The 25,892-nt window shown below is 39.4% G+C and carries 26 protein-coding genes and 1 pseudogene; 17 read left to right on the forward strand and 10 right to left on the reverse strand.

Features of this window, described 5'->3' with window-relative positions:
* Nucleotides 1-55: 55 nt before the first annotated feature.
* From AC5NT5_RS03460 to AC5NT5_RS03485, 6 genes are all read left to right on the forward strand, one after another.
* Nucleotides 56-640, forward strand: a complete 585-nt coding sequence (locus AC5NT5_RS03460; RefSeq protein ID WP_182673299.1) for a glycosyltransferase — start codon at nt 56-58, stop codon at nt 638-640.
* The gene (locus AC5NT5_RS03465) at nt 637-1,656 is read left to right on the forward strand and encodes a glycosyltransferase (protein WP_182681762.1); all 1,020 of its coding nucleotides are present in this window, start codon (nt 637-639) and stop codon (nt 1,654-1,656) included. The genes AC5NT5_RS03460 and AC5NT5_RS03465 overlap by 4 nt, the downstream gene beginning before the upstream one ends.
* The gene (locus AC5NT5_RS03470; protein ID WP_182673301.1) at nt 1,653-2,687 is read left to right on the forward strand and encodes a glycosyltransferase; all 1,035 of its coding nucleotides are present in this window, start codon (nt 1,653-1,655) and stop codon (nt 2,685-2,687) included. The genes AC5NT5_RS03465 and AC5NT5_RS03470 overlap by 4 nt, the downstream gene beginning before the upstream one ends.
* Nucleotides 2,671-3,729 carry a glycosyltransferase gene (locus AC5NT5_RS03475; RefSeq protein WP_494513384.1) on the forward strand — a complete coding sequence of 353 codons (1,059 nt, stop codon included), beginning with the start codon at nt 2,671-2,673 and terminating at the stop codon, nt 3,727-3,729. The genes AC5NT5_RS03470 and AC5NT5_RS03475 overlap by 17 nt, the downstream gene beginning before the upstream one ends.
* Nucleotides 3,719-4,561 carry a glycosyltransferase family 2 protein gene (locus tag AC5NT5_RS03480; protein ID WP_182673302.1) on the forward strand — a complete coding sequence of 281 codons (843 nt, stop codon included), beginning with the start codon at nt 3,719-3,721 and terminating at the stop codon, nt 4,559-4,561. The genes AC5NT5_RS03475 and AC5NT5_RS03480 overlap by 11 nt, the downstream gene beginning before the upstream one ends.
* A 112-nt stretch (nt 4,562-4,673) precedes the next feature.
* Entirely contained in the window at nt 4,674-4,895 is a 222-nt protein-coding gene (locus tag AC5NT5_RS03485; protein ID WP_494513385.1) for a hypothetical protein, read from the forward strand.
* Here the strand turns inward: AC5NT5_RS03485 and AC5NT5_RS03490 are convergent.
* Nucleotides 4,884-6,080 carry an MFS transporter gene (locus AC5NT5_RS03490; RefSeq protein ID WP_182673304.1) on the reverse strand — a complete coding sequence of 399 codons (1,197 nt, stop codon included), beginning with the start codon at nt 6,078-6,080 and terminating at the stop codon, nt 4,884-4,886. The two genes, AC5NT5_RS03485 and AC5NT5_RS03490, sit on opposite strands and share 12 nt — an antisense overlap.
* A gap of 106 nt (nt 6,081-6,186) precedes the next feature.
* Here AC5NT5_RS03490 and AC5NT5_RS03495 point away from each other — a divergent pair, with 106 nt between their 5' ends.
* Nucleotides 6,187-6,978 (forward strand): AraC family transcriptional regulator, encoded by a 792-nt coding sequence (locus tag AC5NT5_RS03495; protein WP_494513386.1) that lies wholly within the window; start codon nt 6,187-6,189, stop codon nt 6,976-6,978.
* A 36-nt stretch (nt 6,979-7,014) separates the two neighbouring features.
* Here AC5NT5_RS03495 and AC5NT5_RS03500 read toward each other — a convergent pair whose 3' ends face one another.
* The 3 genes and pseudogenes from AC5NT5_RS03500 to AC5NT5_RS03510 all read right to left on the reverse strand — a co-directional run bounded on the left by AC5NT5_RS03500 (nt 7,015) and on the right by AC5NT5_RS03510 (nt 10,525).
* Entirely contained in the window at nt 7,015-9,075 is a 2,061-nt protein-coding gene (locus tag AC5NT5_RS03500) for a TonB-dependent receptor (protein WP_494513387.1), read from the reverse strand.
* 74 nt (nt 9,076-9,149) lie between these two features.
* Nucleotides 9,150-9,806, reverse strand: a pseudogene (locus tag AC5NT5_RS03505) (YoaK family protein).
* Nucleotides 9,807-9,835: 29 nt separating this feature from the next.
* Nucleotides 9,836-10,525: a substrate-binding periplasmic protein gene (locus tag AC5NT5_RS03510; RefSeq protein ID WP_494513388.1), complete on the reverse strand. Its 690-nt coding sequence runs from the start codon at nt 10,523-10,525 to the stop codon at nt 9,836-9,838.
* A 123-nt stretch (nt 10,526-10,648) separates the two neighbouring features.
* Here AC5NT5_RS03510 and AC5NT5_RS03515 point away from each other — a divergent pair, with 123 nt between their 5' ends.
* The 3 genes from AC5NT5_RS03515 to AC5NT5_RS03525 all read left to right on the forward strand — a co-directional run bounded on the left by AC5NT5_RS03515 (nt 10,649) and on the right by AC5NT5_RS03525 (nt 12,442).
* Nucleotides 10,649-10,897: a TIGR03643 family protein gene (locus tag AC5NT5_RS03515; protein ID WP_024595124.1), complete on the forward strand. Its 249-nt coding sequence runs from the start codon at nt 10,649-10,651 to the stop codon at nt 10,895-10,897.
* A gap of 76 nt (nt 10,898-10,973) precedes the next feature.
* Nucleotides 10,974-11,336 carry a hypothetical protein gene (locus AC5NT5_RS03520; RefSeq protein ID WP_188162236.1) on the forward strand — a complete coding sequence of 121 codons (363 nt, stop codon included), beginning with the start codon at nt 10,974-10,976 and terminating at the stop codon, nt 11,334-11,336.
* Between the two features lie 23 nt (nt 11,337-11,359).
* Nucleotides 11,360-12,442, forward strand: coding sequence for an endonuclease/exonuclease/phosphatase family protein (locus AC5NT5_RS03525; RefSeq protein WP_182672854.1), 1,083 nt, complete (start codon nt 11,360-11,362; stop codon nt 12,440-12,442).
* Between the two features lie 164 nt (nt 12,443-12,606).
* On the opposite strand, the gene AC5NT5_RS03530 is transcribed toward AC5NT5_RS03525, so the two are convergent.
* Nucleotides 12,607-13,044, reverse strand: coding sequence for a BrnT family toxin (locus AC5NT5_RS03530; RefSeq protein ID WP_494513389.1), 438 nt, complete (start codon nt 13,042-13,044; stop codon nt 12,607-12,609).
* A gap of 404 nt (nt 13,045-13,448) precedes the next feature.
* On the opposite strand from AC5NT5_RS03530, the gene AC5NT5_RS03535 reads away from it, so the two are divergent.
* Complete coding sequence (locus AC5NT5_RS03535; RefSeq protein ID WP_494513390.1) at nt 13,449-13,796, forward strand: hypothetical protein; 348 nt, start codon at nt 13,449-13,451, stop codon at nt 13,794-13,796.
* A 158-nt stretch (nt 13,797-13,954) separates the two neighbouring features.
* On the opposite strand, the gene AC5NT5_RS03540 is transcribed toward AC5NT5_RS03535, so the two are convergent.
* Together AC5NT5_RS03540 and AC5NT5_RS03545 are read right to left on the reverse strand one after the other, a co-directional pair.
* A complete protein-coding gene (locus tag AC5NT5_RS03540; protein WP_182672851.1) occupies nt 13,955-15,331 on the reverse strand; it encodes an NAD-dependent succinate-semialdehyde dehydrogenase in 1,377 nt (458 codons plus the stop codon).
* A gap of 215 nt (nt 15,332-15,546) precedes the next feature.
* Nucleotides 15,547-16,062, reverse strand: coding sequence for an NUDIX hydrolase (locus AC5NT5_RS03545; RefSeq protein WP_182672850.1), 516 nt, complete (start codon nt 16,060-16,062; stop codon nt 15,547-15,549).
* A gap of 237 nt (nt 16,063-16,299) precedes the next feature.
* Here AC5NT5_RS03545 and AC5NT5_RS03550 point away from each other — a divergent pair, with 237 nt between their 5' ends.
* The 6 genes from AC5NT5_RS03550 to AC5NT5_RS03575 all read left to right on the forward strand — a co-directional run bounded on the left by AC5NT5_RS03550 (nt 16,300) and on the right by AC5NT5_RS03575 (nt 22,780).
* Nucleotides 16,300-17,640, forward strand: coding sequence for a sigma-54-dependent transcriptional regulator (locus tag AC5NT5_RS03550; protein WP_182673313.1), 1,341 nt, complete (start codon nt 16,300-16,302; stop codon nt 17,638-17,640).
* Between the two features lie 14 nt (nt 17,641-17,654).
* A complete protein-coding gene (locus tag AC5NT5_RS03555; RefSeq protein WP_039485081.1) occupies nt 17,655-17,864 on the forward strand; it encodes a histidine kinase in 210 nt (69 codons plus the stop codon).
* A gap of 38 nt (nt 17,865-17,902) precedes the next feature.
* Complete coding sequence (locus tag AC5NT5_RS03560) at nt 17,903-19,387, forward strand: sensor histidine kinase (RefSeq protein WP_494513391.1); 1,485 nt, start codon at nt 17,903-17,905, stop codon at nt 19,385-19,387.
* The gene (locus AC5NT5_RS03565) at nt 19,388-19,849 is read left to right on the forward strand and encodes a response regulator (RefSeq protein WP_039485075.1); all 462 of its coding nucleotides are present in this window, start codon (nt 19,388-19,390) and stop codon (nt 19,847-19,849) included.
* A gap of 10 nt (nt 19,850-19,859) precedes the next feature.
* Nucleotides 19,860-21,827 carry a hybrid sensor histidine kinase/response regulator gene (locus AC5NT5_RS03570; RefSeq protein ID WP_039485072.1) on the forward strand — a complete coding sequence of 656 codons (1,968 nt, stop codon included), beginning with the start codon at nt 19,860-19,862 and terminating at the stop codon, nt 21,825-21,827.
* Nucleotides 21,828-22,159: 332 nt separating this feature from the next.
* Nucleotides 22,160-22,780: a fumarylacetoacetate hydrolase family protein gene (locus AC5NT5_RS03575; protein WP_494513392.1), complete on the forward strand. Its 621-nt coding sequence runs from the start codon at nt 22,160-22,162 to the stop codon at nt 22,778-22,780.
* Here the strand turns inward: AC5NT5_RS03575 and AC5NT5_RS03580 are convergent.
* From AC5NT5_RS03580 to AC5NT5_RS03590, 3 genes are all read right to left on the reverse strand, one after another.
* A complete protein-coding gene (locus AC5NT5_RS03580; RefSeq protein ID WP_149602191.1) occupies nt 22,731-23,654 on the reverse strand; it encodes an ABC transporter substrate-binding protein in 924 nt (307 codons plus the stop codon). The two genes, AC5NT5_RS03575 and AC5NT5_RS03580, sit on opposite strands and share 50 nt — an antisense overlap.
* A gap of 116 nt (nt 23,655-23,770) precedes the next feature.
* Nucleotides 23,771-24,823 carry an aldo/keto reductase gene (locus AC5NT5_RS03585; RefSeq protein WP_494513393.1) on the reverse strand — a complete coding sequence of 351 codons (1,053 nt, stop codon included), beginning with the start codon at nt 24,821-24,823 and terminating at the stop codon, nt 23,771-23,773.
* A gap of 18 nt (nt 24,824-24,841) precedes the next feature.
* On the reverse strand, nt 24,842-25,270 hold the full coding sequence (locus AC5NT5_RS03590; protein ID WP_002958095.1) for an acyl-CoA thioesterase: 429 nt from the start codon (nt 25,268-25,270) through the stop codon (nt 24,842-24,844).
* Nucleotides 25,271-25,892: the final 622 nt, after the last annotated feature.

Raw genomic sequence — 25,892 nt, forward strand, 5'->3', positions numbered from 1 at the left:
TGGAAATTAATCCCCTTGTTTAAGCGGTTTTAAATAATATGGCTAAGGAAAAACAATGAAAAGCAAAAGGTACTGTAAAACGGCCATCGTGCTAGTAACTTACCACTGCAATGAAGGTGTTATAGAGCGCGTTAAAGAAATACAAAAATACGCCAGTAATTACATCATCACGATTGTTGATAACTCAACACAAAAGTACAAACAAAGGTATAACTTACGCCTAAGATTAAAGGCGATTGACCCCAACATTATTTATATTGATCACACACTAAACTGTCGGTTTACGGCTTATAACGTGGGGCTGCAAACAACGTTGAGTGATTTTGTTGTTTTTCGTACTGACGACGATGTATTTGATGAAAAGCACACTTTTAAACTAATAAACGAAGGCTTTGAAGAGGACTTTGTTTTTACTCCCTATTACTTTGATAATACAAAAAAAGTAGAGCACACTTATCAAAGACCGATAGAAACCCTGGTATTTAAAAAGAATTCATTATTAGCGTTTTTACCTTTTAAAACAGCCCCAAGCAGCGATTGGCAGCTAATGAAAAAGATGTTTGCTACAAAAAGCAAAAAGGAAGTGCCACTCGTTCTTTTGTATAAAAAACCGCATGGTCGCGAGGAGCTTGCTGTATGAAACTAGCAATAATAGCGCATCCCCGATTTCCTATTAAATCTCCCTATGCTGGTGGGCTAGAAGCTTTTACTGGCGCATTAGTTGAATACTACCAATCAGTTTATGAGGTTACTTTATATGCTCACCCAGACAGTGAGGTTGACTGTAAATTAAAATCGTTCCCGATAGATAACAGCCAATATCAACAATACCCCGATATAGTTGAAAACGATTTTATGCTCAAGGTAATGGACGATATAACTAAAGAGCAGTTTGACGTAGTGCATAACAACTCCCTTAACCCGATTCCCATACTGTGGGCCAGTAAAAATAATATTCCTATGTTAACCACGTTGCACACACCGCCTTACTCAAAATTAAAAGCGGTGGTAGGGCTGGCTTCTTACTCGCCATTTATACACTTTACTGCAGTGTCGCACTCTTTAGCAGAAGCGTGGGAGCCTTTTATAAACGATAAAGTAGAAGTGACCTACAATGGTATAGACCTTAAACGCTGGCAGGTAACAAAAAAGCCGCAAGATTATGTGTTTACGTATGGTCGAATATTACCAAGTAAGGGCATTGATATAGCAATATCTACAGCTCAGCAAATGGGGATTGCTATTAAATTTGCCGGCCCCATAGCCGATCAACACTATATGGATGACGTAGTGCGGCCTTTACTAAAACCCTGCGATACCTATTTAGGGCACCTTGATCACCATAGTATCAAACACCAATTGGCTCATGCCAAAGCTGCAGTATTTGGCACCCGATGGGATGAGCCTTTTGGGCTTTCTACTTTAGAAGCTATGGCAACAGGTACGCCTGTGGTGTCGTTTAATCGCGGTGCATTTGCTGAAATAGTCAGTGAAGGCGCAGGCGTGCTTGCTAAGGGCAATAATGTAAATAGTTTAGCCGCCGCGCTTGAAGCTTCATTCTCACTAAATCAAAGCGATGTAATTAAAAGCGCTCGTAATTTTCCTATTGCAAAAATGTGTAGCGAATATAGCAATATACTGGGGAGAATTGCATGAGAATACTGATGGTCGCAAGCCCAATAGTCTCTTTAAGGCAGCCCTTTAAAGGGGGCACAGAAGCCTTTGTTGCTAATTTAGCTAACGCATTATGTAAAAAAGGCCACACTGTTGATGTGTTGTGTAAAGATGCTGATGAAGAAAACGAGTTTAACATTTTACAGTTAGACGAATCCCCACTGCGCATGAAAGACAACATAACCACAGAGGAAGAAGGCCAAAAGCTGTACCAGGCTGCCCAATTTGCGCTAATAGATAATTCGTATTACGACGTTGTGCATTACCACAGTTACTACCATGCACTCTATGATGTAGCATTACTTCATAATATAAAAAGCGTAATTACTTTACATGCCCCGGTATCACCAAAGTTAGGCTTAATACATAAGCTGCATAAAGCGCGTAGCGATCACCGCTATATTGCCGTATCTAACAGGTTATGCAAAGAGTGGGAGGCTCATCTAGGTAGTGCCATTAAAGTGATTTCAAATGGCGTTACTCTACCCAAAAGTGAGTGTGTGCAAAAAATTAATAAAACCCACGATTTATTTTGGATGGGACGTATTAACGCCGAAAAAGACCTAGTATCGGCGATTAAAATAGCGCAAAAATTACAGCGCAAATTATGCATAGCTGGCCCCGTTGAGGATAGGGAATACTTTAATGCTCACGTCGAACCGCTACTTACAGACTCCATTTATTATATTGGGCATTTAAAACACGATGAATTGTTTACACAGCTTGCTAAATCTTGTTTGTTTTTAGCTACCTCTAAGTGGAATGAACCTTTTGGCCTAACCACTATTGAAGCGCTTGCTCATGGTATACCTGTTGTAGGCTTTAAAACAGCCATACCAGAAGAACTACGATTTTCTAACGTGTGTACTGCACTAAACAATGTGGATGAAGCTGTATCAGCCATTAAAAAGCTAGGCAAAGTATCGCCGCAAGCGTGCCAATCTTTTGCTAAAAACTTCGACTTTAACGTGACTGTTTCAAATTATGAGGCCGAATATGCAGCACTTATATGAGCCAAATTTACCGACTGTATTTTTTTATGTTCACCATCATGGCGCGGGCCACATTACACGTGCTGAGTTACTTATTACTAAGTTACAAAATAGCTATAACGTAGTGGTGCTTTATGGTGATTTAAACGTAAAAATTGCTTTGAATAAAGTGTGTAAGCGGAGCATTTTTGAAAAGCTACCTTCAAAATGGACAGGCCAAAGCGCTGTACAAAGAAACTATAACACTGCATTTGAAGGAATCGAATATAGTGAAGCGCCACTTGAACGCTCCATAACCTTTAACCTATTGGCGCAGCAATACAAACCGGTACTATTTATCAGTGATGTATCGGCCGAACTGACCATTATGGCCAGAAGCATTGGTTTACCTGTTTTAATGCAGCGCCATTCGGGTGATATTAGTGGCGATCCCACGCAAGTGTTTGCTTACGAATGCGCGACTAAACTATATGCCCCGTACCCAAAGCAGCTAGAAACACCTCACTACAGCTATTTTAATAAAACTCATTATTTAGGATTTATATCAAAATACACAGGTTGTGAAAGCGCCACCAATACAGATTTTGGCAGCTGTATTACTTTGCTAATGACCGATGCCCAAAGCGCGGCATTAATTGCCCGTACACTGATTAAGTACACCGAACACGTTGAGGTTATTGGTTGCCAAGGTGAAGCCATTGAAGGAGTAACCTACAAAGGCAAAGTGAGCAATATAGATCAAGCGATTTCAGCAAATGTGGTTGTAACAAGTGGTGGCAATAACGCAGTATCACAGTTGTTATCACTGGGGAAAAAGCTGATTGTTATACCCGAAAACCGACCCTACCAAGAGCAAGATGAAAAAGCGCGCATGTTAGCTAAAAATAACCTCGCAGTGCATTTGCCTTTTTCAGCGTTTTTACAGCACAACAATGCCCAAATAGAGGCTGCGTTGGTTAATGTAAGAAAAACCCAAACAAGTAAAACACAAATAATAAATGCTACAGAACAGTTTACCAGCGAGTTTGTAGAATTAGTTAAGGAGGTTGCAATTGAGTCATAATTTTTCAATCGTTACTATTGTAAAAGGCCGCCACCAGCAGCTTGCTAACCTTATCCACAGTATAGAAAATAGCACGCTTCGCCCATCTGATATGGTGGTGGTGTGGATGGATGAAAAAAACAGCCATAATGTTACCCCAAACACGTCTTTTGTGACTAAAAATGTGTACATACAAGAAAACGGCTTACCCCTTGCTAAAGCGCGCAACACGGGGGTTAAAAATGCGCAGCAAAACGACGTTATATTTATAGACGTAGATTGCATTTGCTCCCCAACACTTTTTGAAAGTTTACTTGCTAAACTAACGCACGGATTAGTGGTCAGTGCTAAAGCAAAGTATTTACCGTATGTGCCCAAAAGCGGTAACTATGAATTATTAGTGGAGGAAGCTGTTGATCACCCTAAACGCAAAAACTTACCTATAAACGAAGAGGTAGATTTTTTAACTTTTTGGTCTTTAATTTTTGTGATTAACAAACGTGACTTTAATAAAGTTAATGGTTTTGATGAGCAGTTTATTGGTTACGGCGCAGAAGACACCGACTTTGCAATGCAGTGCAAAGTAAGCAATATAAAGCTTAATTACATTGATGACTGGGTATTGCACCAGTACCACGATAAGTTTACGCCACCTTTAAATTACACCGAAGATATTTGTAACAACGCCAATACATTTGCAAAAAAGTGGCAATTTTTACCTATGTTTGGTTGGCTAAAAAAAATGGCCGCAATGGATATAGTTAAAATTGACGAAAAGAGCCACAGCGTTAAATTTTTAAAAAAACCGACCACCGATGAAATAGAAGCATGTCGCTCTACCTCGCCGTATTAAATTAGGTGCGTTAAATGCTAAAAACGAAACAACCAATGGATATGACAAACGATTATTGAAATTTTTTTCCTACATGACTGTCTATTTATAAGACCGTCATGTGGAGAAATATATGTGTAGTTCACCTAAAAGTAGCCTAGCCGTTAAAAAGTCAGCCATTAGCTTTAATGATGAGCTTACTCAAGAGCAGCGCTTGCGTTTTGCTGCAAAAGCTAATTTAGCACAAGAGCGCCGTGAACAGCGCGAAGCAACGAATAAACGCTATGAGCAAAAGCATGCGAGTAGTAAACCTTCGTCTGGTTTATTTTCGTGGTTACAGCAGCTAGTTAGCTGATTTAGCTAAAGTGGTGTTTTTACCACTGCCCAAACCACATAAAGCACACAGTACTCCTGCAATAGCGCACAGCCATAATGGCGCACTCCAACTGCCTGTTGTAGTGTGTAATGCACCAGCTAGCATAGGACCAATAGCCGCGAGCAAATAACCTACGCTTTGCGACATACCTGAAAGCGACGCTGCTTGTTGCGAATCATCGGTTCGTAAACTAATAAACGACAGCCCCAATATAAAACATGCCCCAGAGCAAAAGCCCAGCATTAGGGTCCAAACAAAAGCAAAGCTAGGCATGTAAAGCAGCCCCAATGCACTGAGTGCACTCAACATGGCTAAAATAAAGCTAAGCGCGCTTTGATCTTTTAATTTTGCCAATAGGGGGATTAATATTAAACCCGGTAATGCAGTCGCTATTTGAAAAGCACCATGATAAGCACCTGCTTGGGTAGCTGAGTGACCGGTTTCGGTTAATATGCTTGGTAACCACGTAATAATTATATAATTTAAAAACGAGTTTAAGCCCAGCAGTAGGGTAATTTGCCATGCTAGTAAATAACGCCATACACTTTTTGACGTGTCAGTGTGTTGAGCAATACTCGCGGGTTTTGTGTGCTTACTTAATTGCGACATCCATACAATAATACTCGCCAAAGTAATAAGAGCTGATGAGCCCAGCGCAAGTTGCCATCCTAATCCGTTTAACTGACTAAGTGGAAATACTAAAGTAGAAAACCCACCCGATACCACGCCCATAGTAAGCACGTAGGCTGAGGTCATTAACGCAACCTTTGCAGGGAAGTCGCGCTTAATTAAACTTGGTAATAATACGTTTGCGATGGCAATGCCCACACCAATAATAGCGGTGCCTACAAAAAGCATAGCTGAGGTATTTATTACCCGCGCTGCAACCCCTGCAAGTATAAATAACAAAGCCAAAAACAAGGTGCGCTCTAACCCTTGCTTTTTAGCAAGGGTTGCGGCCATTGGCGATACAACCGCAAAGGCAATGAGTGGCAATGTTGTTAAAAAACCAGCTTGCGATGCGCTAAGCCCAAAGTGATTAATAATTTGTTCAAGCACAGGTGCAATACCTGTAAATGTAGCGCGTAAATTTGCGGCAATAAGTAATATGCCAAGCACAAGTAATATGCCAGCAAAGCGTGATTTAGGTGTGTTATTTAACAAAAGGGAAGACCATTAAAGCTAATACTTAATGGGCGCTAGTATAAAGGCTTAGTAAAAACTATAATTTAGAGATAATGACATTAAATAACTAAAAACAGACAAAACTATGTTTGATGCAATTGGTTGGGACGACATTAAAAATTTTGAAACTATGGCGCAGCCCATAATAGCCAAAATAGAGCATGCCCATGCAAGTCACGAAATACCACTGCATACCCATCCAAAAGGGCAATTAATTTTAGCGCTACATGGTTATGTAACGTGTGAAGTGTCGGCAAAAATGTGGATGGTGCCTACGCACAGTGCAATTTGGATCCCAGCACAAAAGGTGCATAGCAATAGGGCGTCTGATAACGCGCAGCTTTGTCATTTATTTATTGATAGTAGTAAAAAAGGTATGCCGTTAAATACCTGTACGTTAGCCATTACGCCGCTGGTTAAAGAGCTAATGTGTGAGTTGGCTGGGCATAATCAGCACTATACTTTAAATAGTAAAACAGCGCGTTTAGCGCAGGTGTTATTTGATCAACTTATTGAAATGCCTGTACAACCACTGGATTTTGTATTATCTAAAAACGAGGTAATTCAAACCATGAGCGATCAGCTTATAAATATGCCAAATAACCGAAAAACACTACCACAATGGGCTAAGCAGTTTGCATTAACTGAGCGCACATTAGCGCGGTTAATTAAAAAAGAAACAGGCATGACATTTGGAAAGTGGCGTACGCAATTACATATAATTACAGCCTTAAAAGCGCTTTCTGATAAGCAAAGTGTGCAGCAGGTGTCGGAGTTATTAGGGTATGACTCGGTGAGTGCGTTTATTACTATGTTTAAAAAGGTAATGAAAAAGTCGCCCATGAAATACATGAGCGACCTAAATCAGTTAAATTAGCTTAGCTCTTAAATAAGTTTAGCCTTTAAGTAAGCATTACCACGTGTAAGTTGCCGAAAGCATCGCGTTACGTGGTTTGCCAGGAAAGTACCTGTCGCCGGTGAAACTGGTGTAATCGGCGCGCTCTGCATAAGCCTCATTAGTTAAATTAATAATGCGGGCAAGCACTTCAAGGTTATTAGTAACTTGCCACTGTGCGCGTAGGCTTAAAACATCATGCCCTTGGTATTTATTTAAGTTTTCTGGGTCGGTGTAGTAGTTACCAACGCGGTGCCACTGCAAAGCAAATTGCGCGTTGTTTAATGCCTGCCATGTTAAATCGAGATTAGCAATATTACGCGGCGCGGTATCTATGTCGTTGCCGTTTATATTTAAACCGTTAAGTATTTGGTTGTTAGTATAAGTATGCTTTGCGTGAGTGCCTGCAAAGTTAAGCGCAAGCGACTTAGTGAGCTGGTAGTCAAGCTCAAGCTCAATACCACGATGGCGAGAGCTGCCATTATTTACCGTAAAAAAGTCACTATCGCGGTAAATCGTATTGTGTTTACTCATAGCGTAAAGTGACACGCCATAACGTAGCTTTTCGTAAACCCCTTTAATACCAAACTCTGCGTTATTTGCTATTTCGGCGCTTAAATTTGCAGTGGTTTGCTCGCGTTGTAATTGGTATAGCTCAGCCGCTTGAGGCGCTCTATAACCGCGAGAAAAGTTTGCATAAAGCGTGTTATTTGTATTGTACTGATAACTAACCCCAAGCTTTGGCGATAGATTACTAAAACTATTTTTTCCACTTTCAGGGCGGCTGTATCGGCAGCCACCAAAGCCGCATTCTGTGCCATCGTCTTTTGTTCTACCTGCTAGCATATTATTGGTGTAGTCGTACTGCATATGCTCGTAGCGCACACCTGCGGTAAGTAACCACTTATTTAATTGCCAATCAATAGATGCAAAAGGAGCATAAAGCGTGGCGTTTACATCGTAATCGTAATGCTTACCTTGGGGTACTGTAGCAACTAAAAATGCCGAACCTTGAGTTGGCTCATTTTGGCTTTGAGTAAAATCGGCTAGCGTGTATTCGCCATCAAGCCCTAGGTTTATTTTTATATTACTTTGTAAATTATGTTGATAAAGTGATTGTACGCCAAAACCTGTTTGGCTGTTTTTTTCAAGCGGTGTGCCGGGTAAAAAGTGCTTAAAAAAGTCCATGCTTTGGTCGCGAAAATATAACGTAGTAGAGAGCACATCATCGTTATTTAATTGCCATGTAGCGTTGCTCCATGCTCTAAATGCGCGTGCTTTTCTAAATGCGTCAGGGTCAAAGTTTTTTTGCGCGAGGTCTTCGTTTTTATAACTTTCAAAGCCTGTAATAAATCCAGCCGTTTGCTGATTAAGATTTGTGTAAGTAAGCCCAGAGGTAAGTAATAAATTATTATTTGAATAGCGATGGCGAATATTTACTTTTTGTTGCTCTACGCTTTCGTCGTCGCGGTAACCGCTATCGTCGGTAACACTTGCGTTAATGCCGATACCGCTGTTGCCGTAATCTTGTCCTGCACGTAATTTGTAGCGGGTATAGCCGTACGAGCCATAGTCTAAACCAACTAAACCACCGCCTTGAGTGGTGTCGGGTGTTATTACATTAATAACACCATGTACAGCGTTTGAACCATAAAGTGCAGAGCCAGGGCCTTTTAGCACTTCAATGCGCTGCGCCATTTCGCTGTGCGCCTCAAATAGCTCGTTTATGTTACAAAACCCAGCGGCTCTCAGTGGTATGCCATCCTCCAAAGTCAATATGCCACCACATGCGCCAGCGCCCGAAAGTACCGGGGAGCGAAGTGCGGGTAAATATTCTTGGCCATTTCCGCGTTGAATATTAGCACCCGCTACACGTTGCAGGGCTTCTTCAATATGGGTAGGCGCTATGCTATTTAGCTGCGCTTCGCTGAGTGTACTTATTGATAAAGGCATTGGGGTAGATAGCGCTTCAATACGTGATGCCGTAGTTGTTATGGTTTCTATTGCATCGTTGTTTTGATTATTGGCAAACGCAGTGTGGCTAAAGGGTAATATCAGCGGCAAAAAATAAGGTTTCATACATTCCTTGAAAGTAATCTATATTGCATTGCCTCTATAATATGCGGTTTTAATATGCATTTAAACTTGTTGCGTTAAAGCGTACGTAACCTGTAAACCCGATACGTAATTGATAAAACAAAGCAAGCCACAGCAGGAAACACCAAAGCCAGCACTAAGTAATGCTTAAATAAAACGTAGCCGGTTATACCGCCTATTAAAAAGCCTGCAATAATGAGTAAAAACATAACGCCTTTACGGGTATCAAATTGCTCACCTTTAAGCGCTTTACCTAGCATTAAACCAAGGTCAGTAAAAATACCGGTTAAATGTGTCGTACGTATAACAGCACCACTGTAATTAGTTGCTAGCGCATTTTGTAACCCACACGCAGCTGACGTTAATACAATGCCGTAAACGAATGTGTTTTTGAGTAAATAAGCACTCGCAAGTAGTAGCAATCCTTCAATAAAAAGCAAAGTGTCGTAATGACGACCAAGTTTTAATGAGCCACCAGAGAGCAAAAAGCCCGACAGTGCCGAACCCAACATAAAGCTAACAATTATTGAAAGTAACAATAAGGCAGTACTAGAATTAGTTATTGCTTTAATACCAAGTAAAGTAACAGAGCCAGATACATGCGAAATAGCCTGGTGCTCAAATCATAATAAGCCTACAGCGTTTACTATCCCCGCTATAAATGCGAGCGTAAACGCGCCATATTCAACCCACTTTGGTAGTTTTGTAAACATTGGTTATCTCTTAACGTGTGCGGTGTTAATTATTGAGTTTGTGTTTTAAAACGCTTTATTTGCTCATCAACTAATTTTGTATCTATTACGCCACGCTTAAAAGCAATGTAAGTAGGAAACGTAAACTCATTGAGCTGCCTAGCGGATACGTTTTTATATTCCTTTGAGTACCACAAACCCGCTTGATAGTTAGTTATTGCGTATTCAACGCGATTTTTTTCTAGCAGCTCAAAAGTGTCTTTAGTTGAAAGTGAACGAAGCAGATTATTCTCATCAAGGTTATACTTTTTAGCAATAACCTCAGGCACAGGAACGCCGCGCAGCATTGCTATTGGGGTATTTGATAAATCGTCAGTGAGCAATTTATCTTTGTTTAAAGCAAATAAACCATACTTAGTAGTATGCAAGGGCACGCTTGTAAAATCTAAATACTTTGCTCGTTCCTCTGTATTGGCCAAAGAGAAATAGCAGTCGTAGTAGCCCAGCGCCATTTCTTTTTTAACGCGCGCCCATGGCAGATGAATTACGTCAATTTTAAGATTTAAATTACGCTCAATAAAGGTTAAGTATTCAATATCTAAACCTGTGAACGTATCGCTTTTCTCATCAAATATAGTAAAAGGCGGGTAGTGAGTTGTTACGCAGCGCAGGGTTTTACTTGGCGCTGCAAGTAATAATGAAGGTAAAGTTAAAGCTAAAAACAGAAATATTGCGCGCATAAATAAAAATTCGATATCTTTTAAAATACATAAATTGAACGCCAATTATACAGTTACTGAGCTTAATTGCATTGATCTAAGTATTTTTACCTAGCGTATAAGTTAAATTTTGTGAGATATACCATGTTTAACGCAGAGCAGCAGTCACGCATTATCGAAATGGCGTGGGAAGATAGAACCCCTTTTGAGGCAATAGAGCAGTTATACGGATTAAAATACCCGCAGCTGGTGGTATTTATGCGCGAACATATTTCAAAAGGCAGTTTTAAAGTGTGGCGTAAACGCCATGCTGGTCGTAAAACAAAACACTTAAAATTACGCGATCCCGCTATTATGCGAAGCCACTGTAAAACACAATATAAACAACGTTAAATAAGTGTAAGCTGTTTCATATGATGTTCAGCCGTGTTTGTTAACCTTTAGCTATTAATTACGCTAGAGATTATTTATGAGAGCACTAACATACACAGCACTAATAGCATTGGCTTTATTTTCAATAAGCGCAGATGCGAAACCGCATAAAGATAAGCATGGTCATAAACACGGCCATAATAAGCATCATTCACATAAACACAACGACAATGACTACCTTTCTAAAAAAGAGGCAAAGCAGTTAATTCGCGCAGGTTGGACGCCACCAGGGCTAAGTAAAAGCTACCACCGAGGCGACTATTTAGATCGTGATTTATATAAACGAGGTAGAGTGATTGAACGCTCTAGAGATAATGGTACAGTGAGTATAGAAATAGACCGTACAGTTATTCACATGGTGCACGACACCCGAGAAATACTTTCAATTTTAAGTCGCTAAACTAACTTTATAAGGATATTAAAATGCTTATTGCGCTGGCTATAATTATTGGCTTTTTTTTACTGGTTACCTTGTTGCCTATGTCGTACAGCCAGCATTACTTAGTGCGTAGCTGCGACTTTGTGCGCTTACAAGTATTTTATATTGCCAGTTTTGTAGCCGTTACATCGTTGTTTTTATTATGGCAAAGTAGCGCAATAGGTTATGTATTTATAGCCTTAACCTCATTATTTATAATGATTTTACAAGGTAAATGGATTTACCCGTATACGTGGCTTGCTAAAAAAGAAGTGCAAAGCGCACCAAAGCATATAGACCACAGCGTACGAATTATGTCGGCAAATGTACTTATGTCGAACCATAAAAGTGAGCAGCTAATTAGCCTTGTAGATGAGCATCAACCCGACCTACTTATTACGCTTGAGAGCGATAGCTGGTGGGAAAATAAATTATCAGTCATTAAAAAAAATTACCCGTATTACATAGAATGCCCTAAAGACAATCGTTATGGCATGCACTTATACAGCAAATTTAAAATACTCGATGCACAAATATGTGAGCTAATAGAAGAAGATATTCCTTCAATTCATATTCTGTTTGAAAATGATGAAGGCCTGCAAATGCAAGGTCACTTTATTCACCCCGCACCACCAAGCCCGACAGAGGAAGACTCATCACGTCCTCGCGACTCTGAGCTAATAATGGTGGCTAAAGCACTTAAAAACCCAACACGACCTACCATAGTTGCCGGTGATTTAAACGACGTAGCATGGTCGCGTAGCACCCGTTTGTTTATGCAAATAAGTGGCTTTTTAGACCCTCGAAAAGGCCGTGGTTTTTATAACACCTTTCATGCAAGCTACTTTTTTATGCGTTGGCCGCTCGATCACTTATTTCACAGCGAAGGCTTTAAAGTAAAACGTATTAAGCGCTTAGCTAAGTATGGCTCTGATCACTTTGCGCTACTGACTGAGCTTTCTTTTGAGAACGCTAATCAGGAGTCACTAGAAGATAAACCCGAAGATCTAAAGCATGAAGAAATCCAAGAGCTTGCTATGAATAAGGCAGACAAGCGAAAAGTGCCGAGGTTTGAGGAAAAGTTATAGCTATTAGGCAGTGTAGGTCGGATAAGTGGCGAAGCCACGCCATCCGACAAAAATAATGAATTGGCTAGCAACAACACGACTACCACGTTTATGTTGTCGAGTGGCTAGAAAGTGCCAACGGCGGACATTGGTAACGCCGCATTAATGCCTTTGTTATGTAAATTCTATTTTGAATTCTTAAAAGTTTCATAAGAGTTGCAATCATTTTTATCAGCTCTTCGTAAGGAGATAATGCGATATTTCATATCACCTACGCCGCCTCGAAAGGTATATATTGCAGTATAAATCTTTCCATCAATTTCTCCGATTAGTTTAGCTCTGATCGGGTCAATGTTACCTTCATTTCTTTCCACATGAGGAGGTAAGTTACTAACATCCTCCCATTTTTCAGTTTGAACAACCATTTGGAGCATAAACTTATCATTATATAGATCATGAATTCGTTCAAATCCTATTTTGTGTTTTTTTTGGTTGCTCTCATTTTTATTTTTATCCCACTCAAAGCGATTATTTGGATGATAAACTTTGTAATGTCCACACGAATAATTTTCATTATTCAAGATCTTAAAATCTCCAACGGTAGGGCTGTTTGATTTATTCATACACCGTAAACCCATGTTGAAAAAAGTAAGATCTTTAAAGTATTGGCAACTTCCACAGTTCATTGGAACCTCTATTTACATAACAACTTTATCAGAGGACACTTTCCCTATTTTAGCGCGAAAACATCCTTATTTAATGGACTTATATTAATAGCAAATAGTGTAAGCTTATGCTAGCTATAAATATTATGCTTACTGTAGCTTATATAAATATGTAAAAAGAGGAAAGCGTCCTCTTATTCTTATTAAGTTAAAAATGACTCATCTGAGCGACCGCTTCTCGCTCATTGTTGCCTGTCAGGTTAAGTCTAGTGAAATAGATTGCATTGCATAATTAAAGTTTTTATATTGTTCGGCAATATTTTATTTGGTGCTAATAAAGCACTGCGTGCAAAGGAAAGCATGTGAATTATAAAAAAATATACTACCCAGTTAAGGTGCTTGCTGTTTTATCTTTAGTTGCTGTTGCTATTAAGTACTGGATGCCAACTGAAATTGGCTTTGCGTTTATGCTGTTGCCTTATTTGCTTCTATATTTTTTAGCTAACGCTAAAAACTATAAAAATAAACGGCTCATTTTTATTAGAATTATAGCTGCATTATGTACTATTACTTTAGCGCCAGTACTTGTCTTTGGTATTGAACCTGACCCTCAGGCTGGGATTGGTATTATGTTTTTGCTGATAATGCAGCTAGCTGCAATTAGTGCCTCTGAATTTATTATATTATTCTTTTATATTGATAATGATTAAAAAGCCAACTGCTCATTTACAGTTATTACTGTGTAGTTGCTTTGTGGTTTGAACTTAGTAAAGACTAAGCTCTTCTGTAATCTAATCTTAAAGTTAAAAAAACCTAAAAGCGGTTACCCACTTTTAGGTTTTTTAATGTATTAGTATTTAAGGTTAAATTAGCTATTGATCATAATACATTTGATATTCACAAATTCGCGCATACCAAAGCCGCCGTGCTCTCGGCCGTAGCCACTTTCTTTAACACCACCAAACGGTAGGTTAGGTTGTGCTAAACCGTAGCCGTTAATATTGATCATGCCTGTGTCAAAGTACTTTTTAGCTAGTTCAATGGCTTTTTTCTCATCTTTAGAGAAAATACCGCCGCCTAAACCGTAGCGAGAGTCGTTAGCGATGCGCATTGCATCGTCGTTGTCTTTGGCTTTAATAAGCGAAGCTACTGGGCCAAATAATTCGTCGTCGTAGGCTGGCATACCAGGGGCTAAGTTATCTAGTAGAGTAGGTGGGTAGTAATAGCCTGTTTGCGAAGGTATTTCGCCGCCCGTTACTATGTTTGCACCTGCTTTAACTGATTCCATTACTTGGTCGTGAATACCGTCGCGTAAGTCTTCACGTGCCATTGGACCTAAGTCTGTGTCATCAGCCATTGGATCGCCCATTTTCATGGCTTCAAATTGCTCTTTAATTTGCGCTTTAAAGTCATCGTAAAGTGACTCTACAACAACGAAACGTTTAGCTGAAACACACGTTTCACCGTTATTGATCATGCGCCCAGTTACACAGGTTTTAACTGCAAGCTCTAGGTCTGCATCATCAAGTACTAAGTAAGCGTCGTTACTACCAAGCTCTAACACCGTTTTCTTAACGTGTTTACCTGCTTCTTCTGCTACTTTTTTACCTGTCGCATCACTACCGGTAAAGGTTACGCCGCTAATTGCTTTGTGCGAAATTAAAGAACTGGCTGTTTTGCCGTCGATAAGTAGATTGTTAAAGCAATACTCTGGGAAACCAGCTTGTTTAAATAGCTCTTCTATTTTTTCAGCCATGCCAAATACGTTACCAGCATGTTTTAATACGGTTGTGTTACCCGCCATGATGTTAGCAGCACTGTAGCGAATTACCTGATAAAGCGGAAAGTTCCACGGTTGAATACCTAATAGTACACCTGTTGGTTGGTAGCTGATAATTGCGCGGCCGCCGTCCATATCACGTTCTTCGTCAGCAAGTACTTGTGGGCCTTGTTCGGCTGTATAACGACAAATTCCTGCACATAGTTCAACTTCTTGAAAGCCTTGCTCGTAAACTTTACCCATTTCTTCGGTCATGAGTTTTGCAATAGCTTCTTTTTGATCTTCAAATAGCGATGCTAACTTATTAAGGTATTTTGCACGTTCAGTGAATGACGTTAATCGCCATTTTAAATATGTTTCGTGAGATTTTTCGATTACCTGTTCTGCTTCCTTTTGAGAAAGTAGCGTGTAGGTTTCAATGGTTTGCTCAGTTGCGGGGTTAATCGTTTTAACTGTGTTACTCATTTCTATCTCCTTACAAATTTAGTTATTCAAAAGGTGCAAGGCTAGAGCCAGTTTTTAAAAAAGTTGCTTTTGTTTTTATCCATCTGATTTTATTAGTTAAATTTATATTTTTGCTGAAGGGGTATTTTTTAAATATAAAAATTGAGGTGCTCGAGGTAGTAAAATATTCTGGGCGTTGCAAAATTTACAACACCCTCTGGGACAAACACAGAGCTTTATATTAGCTCCTTTGCAATGCGCTTTAATAAGTAAGTTTCTCGTAAAATAGAAAGCCCTTGTTTTTCACTGTTAGCAATGGTGCGCTCGTTATGTGCAATTGCGTCGTTAATATCAACCCATTTGGCTGTCATGCCATTTTGCTGCTCGTAATGCTCTAACTGCGCTTTGCCAAACTCGTCGGCAATACTGCATACAAAGCAATACGATTTAATATGAATAATATCAAAATCGTCTTTATACCAAGGACGATACTCTTCATAGAGTCCATAAGCTTTAACTACACTTATTTGTTGTGCACCGGTTTCCTCGCTTAGTTCGCGAATTAAGCCTTGCTCAATACTTTCGCCGTCATCTACTCCACCGCCGGGTAGGCTGTAGTCTTCATAACGGTTTGTATACATTAAAAGTATTTTATTATTTTTAATTACAATGGCGCGAGCTGTTAAGCGTGTAAATTGAGTGCCTTGGTCAATATTAATACCTGAATGTATTAAGGTTTTTAATTGCTGCATTTCGTCTCCTTTTTTAGGTTTTTAATAATAATAATAGTTGCTAGCATTCTATAAATAGAAACGATTTTAATTATTAATCATAATTTATGATCGATTTTTTTCAGCATACGTAAATATTAGGTTGGTAACATTAATAGCATTTAATCGCTTAAGTTTATTTTAAAAATTAGATTCTGTGCGCACCTTTAAATTAATATCTAGGATGCGTAGAATAAGGAAAAAGAATAGGGATTTATCATGTTAGACATACTTTTAGTAGATGACGACGTTGAATTTAGTGACGTTGTTTGCCACATAGTCGAATTCCTCGGCCACAATATAAGCACAGCTACCAGTTTAAAAGAAGCACATCAATGGTTTGAAAATAATGCCTTTGATCATGTGCTGCTTGATTTTATGCTGCCTGATGGTAGCGGTTTGCACTTACTTGATCACTTAAAAACGATTGGGCAATCTCCAAAAATTACACTTATTTCGGGCCATCCTTCAGTTAAAGGTATTTTAGCTGATATGTGTGAGCCAAATGTAGGGCATTTATTAAAACCATTACAACGTGAAGATTTAGAACTCGTTTTAAATGGCCCTAAAAAAGCAGTTAAAAAAGCAAAGTCGAGCGGTATTGTACGCCACTTTGGCGGTTTGATTGGTGAATCTGAGCCAATGCAAAAGCTTTACAGCATGATTGAACGTGTAGCTAAAACAAATGCTAACGTGATGCTTATGGGTGAAAGTGGTGCAGGTAAAGAAGTAGTGGCTCAAGCTATTCATAACGCAAGCCAGTGCGAAGGGCCATTAGTTGCTAGCAACTGTGGCGCACTTTCCAAAGAGTTAATTGGTAGTGAGTTATTTGGCCACGAAAAAGGCGCATTTACAGGCGCAATTGCACGTAAAGAAGGTGTATTTGAGCAATCAAATAACGGTACTTTGTTTTTAGATGAAGTAACTGAAATGCCAATTGATATGCAGCCAAATTTACTACGAGTGCTTGAAACTAAAAAGGTAACACGCGTAGGTGGTAACAGAGAAATACCAACTAATTGCCGTGTTATTTCAGCTACTAACCGCTCGCTTACCGATTTAGCACAAAATAATGTTATTCGTGAAGATATTTACTTTAGGTTGGCTGTTTTTCCTATTGATATACCGCCACTTCGCGATAGAAAAGAAGATGTACCTTTATTAGCAAAAGCCTTTTTAGATCAACTTAATGACGAAAACGGCACTGCCTTTAGTTGGACTGCCGCACAGCTCAAAGAGCTGCAAAGCTATGAATGGCCGGGTAATGTGCGAGAGCTCCGCCATGCTATACACCGTGCATTTATTATGAGCGACCCACAAACCAGCGACATTATTTTACCTGATAACTTAGAGTCACCTTTTTCGCGCGTTAATAATCAAGCTGCCGAAAAGCCTGTATCAGCAGGGCAAACAATTGAAGAAGTTGAAAAAGAACTTATTCATGCAACGCTTGATAAGGTGCAAGGTAATAAAACGCTTGCTGCACAAATGCTGGGTATTAGTACTAAAACACTTTATAACCGCCTTAATGCATATGGCGGTATTGGCGAATATAAATAGATTTGAGGAAGGGCATGACATCCGATAACCAAACAGAGCAACTCAATAAATTAGTGCACGATGCAAGAGGGCCGCTAAATCGTATTTCGATGAATGCTGAGCTGATTAAATTGGTACTTGAAAACGATATGCCAAAAGAAAAAGCGTTAGATGCACTTGATAAAATTATCAATAATTGCCAACAGTGCAGCGAAAGTTTGCAAAAAATATCAGACTCTCAATAAATATTAAGTGTTGTATAAACTTTAATTCGGGAAGCTAAATGAGCAAGAAAAAACAGCAAGGTAAGGCGAATATCACTTGGGCAACATTTATGGTGGTTGTGCTAGGTATTATTGTGGGCAACGCATTTTTAGCATTGAATACGATTCAAGGCTTAACACAAACCCAAAAAAGTTTAGACAACACTAGCATGCTAACCACTGCAATTGAGAAGCTGCATCTATCCATAGTGCAGGCTGAGTCAGGACAGCGTGGTTATTTATTGACAGAAGAGGCTGACTATTTAACGCCGTATTACGATGCTGTAGGCCAAATTGAAGCGCAAACAGATCATGTCAAGTCGCTTCACTCTGAGATTGACGGTCAAGCTGAGCGTATAGCCCAGTTGTTAGTTCTTGTAGATAGTAAAATTAAAGAATTAAAACAAACTGTAAACCTTGCGCTAGATGACAAAGAAAGACGTGCGTTGTATGTATTAAATACGCATAAAGGAAGAAAGCTTTATAAGCAAATTAGAGAGTATGTTAATGAAATTCAAGACCGTGAATTACTCTTTAAAGTAAGCCATTTTTCTAAATTAGCACAGATTAAAAATGAAGCTAAAATTACATTCGCTATAACAGCAATAACGAGTGCGTTACTGATTATTGGTATGTTTATTATGACGCGCCTTAATTTAAGAAATGCAGCACAATATCGTTTTGAGCTTGAAAAACAAAACGAAACATTAGCAATGAAGGTTTCTGAACGGACACAAGAGCTAACATTATATTCAGATGAATTGAGCCGTAGTAACCGAGAGCTTGAAGAGTTTGCTTTTGTAGCAAGCCATGATTTACAAGAACCTCTTAGAAAAATCCAAGCCTTTAGCGACCGTCTTGAAACCATGTTTAAAGATGAATTGGGTGAAAAGGGGATGGATTACATTGGGCGCATGAAAAATGCAGCGCAGCGTATGTCTAATTTAATAAACGACTTATTAGAGTTTTCGCGAATTACAACGCGTGGTAAAGATTTTGATGACACGAATTTAAATGAAGTTGTAGCTGATATATTAAGTGATTTAGAGATAGCGATAAAAGAGTCTGAAGCACAAATTGATGTAGATGATTTGCCAGTTATTCAGGCAGATAAAAGCCAAATGCAGCAGCTGTTTTTAAATTTGTTGTCGAACGCTGTTAAATTTAGGTGTCCCAACGTAAACCCACACATAAAAATTAGTTATCAAGATGAAGATATTTTCAGCTCTGATCATAATACTCATTTAAGTTTTCAAGTTATTACCATAGAAGATAACGGTATTGGTTTTTCACAAGACTATGCCGATAAAATATTTGTACCGTTTCAGCGCTTGCATGGACGCTCACAATATAAAGGCACGGGTATTGGCCTTTCTGTATGTAGGCGTATTGTGGAGCGCCACGGCGGAACAATTACAGCCCAAAGTAAAGACGGTGAAGGTGCAACCTTTATTATAAAACTACCTGTGGAAGCTGAGCTTTTCACATTGCAAGGAGAGGCTTAAATGCCCTATTCAAAAGTAAAACCGATTACTATTTTAATGGCAGACGACGATGAAGATGATCGTTTGTTAACACAAGATGCCCTTGCTGAAAGTCGTGTACTTAACGAGCTTCATTTTGTTGAAGATGGCGTTGAGTTGCTTGAGTATTTAGAGCGTAAAGGTAAGTTTGAAGACAAAGCAGTTTCGCCGCGTCCTGGACTTATATTACTTGATTTAAATATGCCTAGAATGGATGGCCGTGAAGCGCTTGAAGCTATAAAAGGAAACCCTAACTTAAAGGGAATTCCGGTTGTTATATTAACTACGTCTAAACAAGAAGAAGACATGGTTAAAGGGTATAACTTAGGTGCTGCATCTTACATTACAAAACCAGTAACGTTTGATGGTTTGGTTGATTTGATGAAAACGCTAGGAAAATACTGGGTAGAATTTGTAGAGCTACCGACAACATTTAACGATTAATGGAGATTGTATGTTAGATAAAGTGACTCAGTTGCTGCTTGTAGAAGACGATGAAGATGATTACATACTCACCTGCGACTATCTGGACCAATTGGATTCACACACGTTTAACATTCAATGGATAAGCTCCCCAGAGCAGGCAATTGCAACGCTTAGTAAAAATGAGCACGACATTTGCCTGCTTGATTACCGCTTGGGTGCATCGAATGGTTTAGATGTATTAAAAGAAGCAATTGCCAATGGCTTTAGCGGACCGATTATTATGCTTACCGGGCAGTCAAACGACGAGTTAGACTCGGCGGCGCTTGATGCCGGTGCAGTAGATTACTTAATTAAAACAGAAATGAGTTCGAGCCGCTTTGCGCGTGCTATTCGTTATGCTTTGGCACGTAAAGATGTTGAAGGCGAGAGAGTAGAGCGCTTAAAAGCTGAGGCCGAAAACCGTTCAAAAGATCGATTTTTAGCTCATTTGAGCCATGAGTTACGTACTCCTCTATCGTCTATTTTAGGCTACACCGAACTGTTAATGCAGAGCGATTTTAGTCAGCAAGCTGAAAATGAATTGGGTGTTATTTATCGAAATGGTAAACATTTATTGAGCTTGTTAAACGACGTGCTCGACTTATCTAAAATAGCTGCCGATAAACTGGAACTTACCCTAAGCGAAGTTAACCTTGATAGCATGCTTGCCGATGTATACACGCTAATGCGCGTATCGGTTCTTGATAAGGGCCTTACGCTGCGCTTTGAATCTCATCAGCCATTACCTTTGGTTGCACGACTGGATGCAACAAGAGTTCGTCAAATTTTAATAAATCTAATAAACAATGCGGTTAAATTTACCGATAAAGGCGAAATTGTTGTTAATGCGTGGACGCAATGGGTTGATGATCGCGAAATGCTATTTTTTAGCATTAAAGATTCAGGTATGGGCATTGCCCCTGAAAAACAAGAACTCATATTTAAGCCATTTGAACAGATAGCTGATGTAGAATCACGCTCTGTAGGTGGCGCAGGCTTAGGTTTGGCAATATGTGCTGAATTGTTAGCGCGTATGCACGGTGATATTAGTTTGCACTCTGAAATAGGCAAAGGTTCTACATTTACGATTTCGGTATATCCAGGTGATATTAGCGAAGTAGAACGACAAGTACTTAATTTTAGTAGTGCCCCACAATTACAAAGTAAATCGGCTCCATGCAAAGTGCATGGGCGAGTATTAGTGGTTGATGATTTACGTGATTTACGCATGCTAGTTGGTCATATGATCAGTACCTGTGGTGCGCGCGTAGATTATGCCGAACATGGCCAGCAAGCACTTGAAAAAGTACGCATAGCAGATGCGTATAAAGCGCCTTACGATATTATTTTTATTGATATTCATATGCCTGTAATGGGCGGCAAGGAAGCTACCATAGAGCTTAGAAAAATGGGCTACAAAGGCCCAATAATTGCGCTCACTGCCGCTACTATGAAAGGCATACATGAGGAGCTTGCTGCACTTGGTTTTAACGATGTAATACCAAAGCCTGTTGATAGCGCGGCTTTATATCAATGTTTGCAAGATTACTTGGTAGCGCCAGAGCATGCACCGCAAGCTAAAGATATAAATTGTAGTAATGGCTTAACCGAGAAAAAGCAGCGCTTTTTACTTGTGGAAGACGATCATGATGCAGCGCAAATTACGCAACTACTTTTAGAAAGTTTAGGTGTTGAAACCGTCATTGCGTCTAGCTGCGCACAATGTTTGCAAATACTTAATCACGACCAGCAATTTAATAAGGTATTGTTAGATATGCATTTACCTGATGGTCGTGGCGTTGACTTAGGTCAGCAAATTAATGAACGATATCCTGAATTACGTTTAGTGATTGTAAGTGGCGCAGAGCCAGATCCAAGAGAAATAAAAGATTTAAATATTGACCGAGTTTTACTTAAACCTATTAATTTGAGCTTACTTGAAACGCTTATTAGCTAGGGCCGGTTTATCTTTCGAGGTTAAATTTGCAGCAGAATGTTTGGTATTTAGGCAAGGCAGAGCCTGTGTAGTGTGGCTATTCCCCATAAATAGGCGATAACGTAGCACAAATGCCAAACATGCGCTGCCCGAAGGGTTCTGCCTAGGGGCTATTTACTCTTTGTTGCTCGGTTTTTACTTATTCTTACAGGGATGTAAGTCAGTAGAATAACGCAGGAGCAGTTATCGAGCCCACTAGGTTACAAATCTCGCGCCGCGATTAAATAGCCCCTAGATTGAACAAATTTTAATCCTGAAAGGTCAACAGGTCCAATAACTGAGACATTATTTATATGCATTCAATAAAGTTAGTATCTGAAGAATTAACACCATCAAAAGTAGTGTGTGTTGGCCGTAATTATACCGCACACATTGCAGAGCTAAATAACGAAACGCCAGATCAAATGGTCTTATTTAATAAGCCAAATAGCGCAATTACTAATACGTTATTTGCAGCTCACAACGGCGATACGCTGCATTATGAAACCGAGCTATGTTTTGTAGTTAAAGATAAAAAATTTGCAGGTGTTGGACTCGGCCTTGATTTAACTAAGCGTACTGTGCAAAGTAAATTAAAAAATAAAGGGCTTCCATGGGAGCGCGCTAAAGCGTTCGACGGCTCTGTAATTTTAACTGATTTTGTAGCGCTAACTGATGCAATGAAGCACTTTACCTTTGAACTTAAAATTAATAATGAAGTGATTCAGCGAGGTGATACTCATTTTATGCTGCACAACCCTGACTCAATTTTACAAGAAATTAGTGAATTTATGAGCTTAGAAGACGGTGATGTAATAATGACAGGTACACCGTCGGGCGTAGGTGAGGTAACAGCTAAAAGTATTTTTGCAGTGGCGCTTTATGTTAATGATCAGTGTTTGCTTGAGCATCAGTGGCAAGTAAGTAAAAATTAATGACTTGCTGTTGGTAGTGTTTATCAAAGTCAGTAAAGGTGGTTTTAAGCCAATTATGCTGACTTTGTTGATACTCAGGCGATTGAAGTACATTATTTTTTAATGCGCGGTTAATTTTTTTAAGGGCTTGCTCTGCAAAATTATTAGGTGCTTTAGCCGCACAGCCTATTGCTCCTCTTATAAATTGAATGTCATTTTCTGCAATTGGCACACTTTCTATATTTGTATACTCCCCTTGTTTATTAAAGTAATCAGCCATAAACGGGTAATCAATAGAGTAGTCTAAAAAGCCGTGACTCAAGCGTGCTATAACAGCCTGACTTTCATTTTCGCTACTCCAACTTAACGAAGACTCTTTATCTCGTTTTGTATTTTCAATAATTGTATTAATTTTAGTTGTAAATTTACGTGCAGCCGCTTGCCCGTATACATATTGCGGGTCGGTTAATAAATTAATAAGGTGAATAGGCGAGCCGTGCTTTTCTTCTAATTGCGGCTTTAGCTCTTTAGTCGTGATAATTGAAAATGGGGGATATACCGTTGTTGGATTTGAGTAGTTAAGTTGTTGGTTATTATTTTTTTTATAAATAACACACGGAAAACATACATTTTTCCCTTCATTTAAATATTTATTTATACGCTGCTGAGGAACAATTAAGCGAGTATGTTTTACATCAGTTATGGTTCTGATGAGTTGCTCGGTTAGGTTGTCGCAAATTCCGCCTTGTGGTGCGCTTTCGCTTTTAGCTATATGAAAAGGGGGCGTGTAACTTTGCAGCCAAATAATTTCTTCTAGAGGCTGTACTTTTTGCTCAACGGCGTGCGCGTTAAATACAATTAATAAGCAAAATGCATAGTATCCGTTTTTCAGCATTGATAAGTGTTCGTTGAATTAAGAAAACTTAATAAAAGTATAGTGTTGGTTGTAGTAGGGTCAAATATTTTAGTTAAAAGCAACCTCATTCAAGGCTGCTTTTAACTCATACATGCTTAATAAGGCATCGGATGGTTTCTAAATATGGTGTTAATTTCACTAAGAATTTCGTCGTTTAGCGTTATGCTAAATGCGTCTATATCTTCCTTTAGTTGAGCTATAGATGTTGCTCCAATAATTGAAGAAGTTACGCCATCTACTTGGTTACACCATGCTAAGGCTAGTTGTGCTGGAGTTATATTTTTTGCATGAGCCAGCTCAACATACTGCTTAGTGGCTTGCTCTGCATTGGGTGTATCTCTAAAAATACCGTTGCGCTGCATGAAGGTCCAACGAGAGCCTTCAGGGCGAGCTCCATTTAGATATTTACCCGTTAATAAACCGGCTGCTAAAGGCGACCACGGTAAGTAGGCAATATCTTCGTGTACACATTGTTCTATTAAATACGGCCAGTCTTTAGCGTGCGCTAAGCTAAACTCATTTTGAATAGATACCATACGCGGTAAGTTATGCTCTTTGGCCAAACTTAAAAACTGGCTTATACCCCATGGCGTATCGTCAGATAAACCGCAGTGTTTAATTTTACCTGCTTTAACACATTCATTAAGGCCTTCTAGAATATCAAGCATACTAGCTTGTTGCTCTTGTGTATTTACGTCGGTAAATTTAAGAGTGCCGGGCCATTGTCTGCCAAAGTGAGGGGTAGAGCGGTTTGGCCAATGCAGTTGATATAAATCAATGTAGTCTGTTTGAAGTCGCTTAAGTGAATTATCCACGGCTTCTATTACTGTTTGACGAGTAATATTGCCGCCATCACGTACCCACGATAATCCATTGCCTGCAATTTTTGTAGCTAGTACCAAATCGCTGCGCTTTTGCTGATTACGCGATAGCCAATTGCCAATAATTTCCTCGGTTTTACCATAGGTCTCTGGCGAAGGAGGCACAGCATACATTTCGGCTGTATCAATAAAGTTTACGCCTTGCGCTAGCGCGTAGGCTATTTGTTCATCAGCGTCGCTTTGAGTATTTTGTTTACCCCATGTCATACTCCCTAGGCACACTCGAGATACGTTTACGCCACTGCTACCTAGTGGGTTGTATTGCATAAAAATTCCTTAACTAAATTAGTTTTGAGCATGGCTGATTAAAGCCGATAAAAGAGGCTCGGAGATTGGGGCTTTTTGCCCTGTAGTAAAATCAAACATTACAACTTTAGATGCACCCGTAGTCGTTATTGCTTTTTGTGCATGGCTGTAAACGGTGTAGTTCATGGTAAAGCGATCTGTTTTAAGATCTGTAATTGTAACGCCTACAGTGAGTGTGTCGGGAAACGTTACTGGGCGTTTATAGCGAACGTTATTTTCGCTTATTACTGGCCCCACACCGTTTGGGCTTATTGTGTCGAACAGATTTATTTTATTTAAAAAGTCGATTCGGGCTATTTCAAAGTAACGTAAATACACTACATTATTTACGTGTTGTAGCGCATCCATATCAGCCCATGCTACGGTGATATCGGTATGAATAGGGTGCTGATCTTTAAACGTTTGCATTATTTATTGGCCCTTGATTTTTAAAGTACTTAGATTATCAACATGATGTTACGAGCTCAAGGTAATTAATGGCATGTTTTTTTATAAGATGATTGTACCTGTTTAATTTTAGGTCTACAGTTAAATTACACAGACACACAAAAACACACACAAAGGTAAAAATATGCAGAATATAATTAATTGGTCCTTAGCTTGTTTGGTTTTTATAGCCTCTTTTACCTGTTACGCGATGGGGAATGAATCTGGCGCTATCATTTTAATGTTGGCAGGATTTTTATTTGAGGTTATGTATTGGCTACGTGGTTATAAGAGATCAGAGGACAATAAACACTTTTTTTAATCGTTAACTAGGGCCTGTTGACCTTTCAGGATTAAAATTTGTTCAATCTAGGGGCTATTTAATCGCGGCGCGAGGTTTGTGACCTAGTGGGCTAAGTAAAAACCGAGCAAAGCTTCCGCGTCCTGCTCACGCCCCTTACCTACATCCATGTAGGCAACAAAGAGTACATTGCCCCTAGGCAGAACCCTTCGGGCAGCGTATGTTTGGCATTTGTGCTACGTTATCGCCTATTTATGGGGAATAACCACACTACATAGGCTCTGCCTTGCCTAAATACCAAAC

The organism is Pseudoalteromonas sp. J2K-J599 (assembly GCF_059295115.2).

What these genes read in the sequence shown, in the direction of transcription:
- AC5NT5_RS03530 (WP_494513389.1), bottom strand. Translation starts at nt 13,044, where the DNA reads ATGAATAAATCAAACAGCCCTACCGTTGGAGATTTTAAGATCTTGAAT.
- AC5NT5_RS03500 (WP_494513387.1), bottom strand. Translation starts at nt 9,075, where the DNA reads ATGAAACCTTATTTTTTGCCGCTGATATTACCCTTTAGCCACACTGCG.
- AC5NT5_RS03580 (WP_149602191.1), bottom strand. Translation starts at nt 23,654, where the DNA reads ATGCTGAAAAACGGATACTATGCATTTTGCTTATTAATTGTATTTAAC.
- AC5NT5_RS03565 (WP_039485075.1), top strand. Translation starts at nt 19,388, where the DNA reads ATGCCCTATTCAAAAGTAAAACCGATTACTATTTTAATGGCAGACGAC.
- AC5NT5_RS03555 (WP_039485081.1), top strand. Translation starts at nt 17,655, where the DNA reads ATGACATCCGATAACCAAACAGAGCAACTCAATAAATTAGTGCACGAT.
- AC5NT5_RS03570 (WP_039485072.1), top strand. Translation starts at nt 19,860, where the DNA reads ATGTTAGATAAAGTGACTCAGTTGCTGCTTGTAGAAGACGATGAAGAT.
- AC5NT5_RS03495 (WP_494513386.1), top strand. Translation starts at nt 6,187, where the DNA reads ATGTTTGATGCAATTGGTTGGGACGACATTAAAAATTTTGAAACTATG.
- AC5NT5_RS03590 (WP_002958095.1), bottom strand. Translation starts at nt 25,270, where the DNA reads ATGCAAACGTTTAAAGATCAGCACCCTATTCATACCGATATCACCGTA.
- AC5NT5_RS03465 (WP_182681762.1), top strand. Translation starts at nt 637, where the DNA reads ATGAAACTAGCAATAATAGCGCATCCCCGATTTCCTATTAAATCTCCC.
- AC5NT5_RS03550 (WP_182673313.1), top strand. Translation starts at nt 16,300, where the DNA reads ATGTTAGACATACTTTTAGTAGATGACGACGTTGAATTTAGTGACGTT.
- AC5NT5_RS03525 (WP_182672854.1), top strand. Translation starts at nt 11,360, where the DNA reads ATGCTTATTGCGCTGGCTATAATTATTGGCTTTTTTTTACTGGTTACC.
- AC5NT5_RS03475 (WP_494513384.1), top strand. Translation starts at nt 2,671, where the DNA reads ATGCAGCACTTATATGAGCCAAATTTACCGACTGTATTTTTTTATGTT.
- AC5NT5_RS03460 (WP_182673299.1), top strand. Translation starts at nt 56, where the DNA reads ATGAAAAGCAAAAGGTACTGTAAAACGGCCATCGTGCTAGTAACTTAC.
- AC5NT5_RS03470 (WP_182673301.1), top strand. Translation starts at nt 1,653, where the DNA reads ATGAGAATACTGATGGTCGCAAGCCCAATAGTCTCTTTAAGGCAGCCC.
- AC5NT5_RS03515 (WP_024595124.1), top strand. Translation starts at nt 10,649, where the DNA reads ATGTTTAACGCAGAGCAGCAGTCACGCATTATCGAAATGGCGTGGGAA.
- AC5NT5_RS03545 (WP_182672850.1), bottom strand. Translation starts at nt 16,062, where the DNA reads ATGCAGCAATTAAAAACCTTAATACATTCAGGTATTAATATTGACCAA.
- AC5NT5_RS03510 (WP_494513388.1), bottom strand. Translation starts at nt 10,525, where the DNA reads ATGCGCGCAATATTTCTGTTTTTAGCTTTAACTTTACCTTCATTATTA.
- AC5NT5_RS03560 (WP_494513391.1), top strand. Translation starts at nt 17,903, where the DNA reads ATGAGCAAGAAAAAACAGCAAGGTAAGGCGAATATCACTTGGGCAACA.
- AC5NT5_RS03520 (WP_188162236.1), top strand. Translation starts at nt 10,974, where the DNA reads ATGAGAGCACTAACATACACAGCACTAATAGCATTGGCTTTATTTTCA.
- AC5NT5_RS03485 (WP_494513385.1), top strand. Translation starts at nt 4,674, where the DNA reads ATGTGTAGTTCACCTAAAAGTAGCCTAGCCGTTAAAAAGTCAGCCATT.
- AC5NT5_RS03575 (WP_494513392.1), top strand. Translation starts at nt 22,160, where the DNA reads ATGCATTCAATAAAGTTAGTATCTGAAGAATTAACACCATCAAAAGTA.
- AC5NT5_RS03585 (WP_494513393.1), bottom strand. Translation starts at nt 24,823, where the DNA reads ATGCAATACAACCCACTAGGTAGCAGTGGCGTAAACGTATCTCGAGTG.
- AC5NT5_RS03540 (WP_182672851.1), bottom strand. Translation starts at nt 15,331, where the DNA reads ATGAGTAACACAGTTAAAACGATTAACCCCGCAACTGAGCAAACCATT.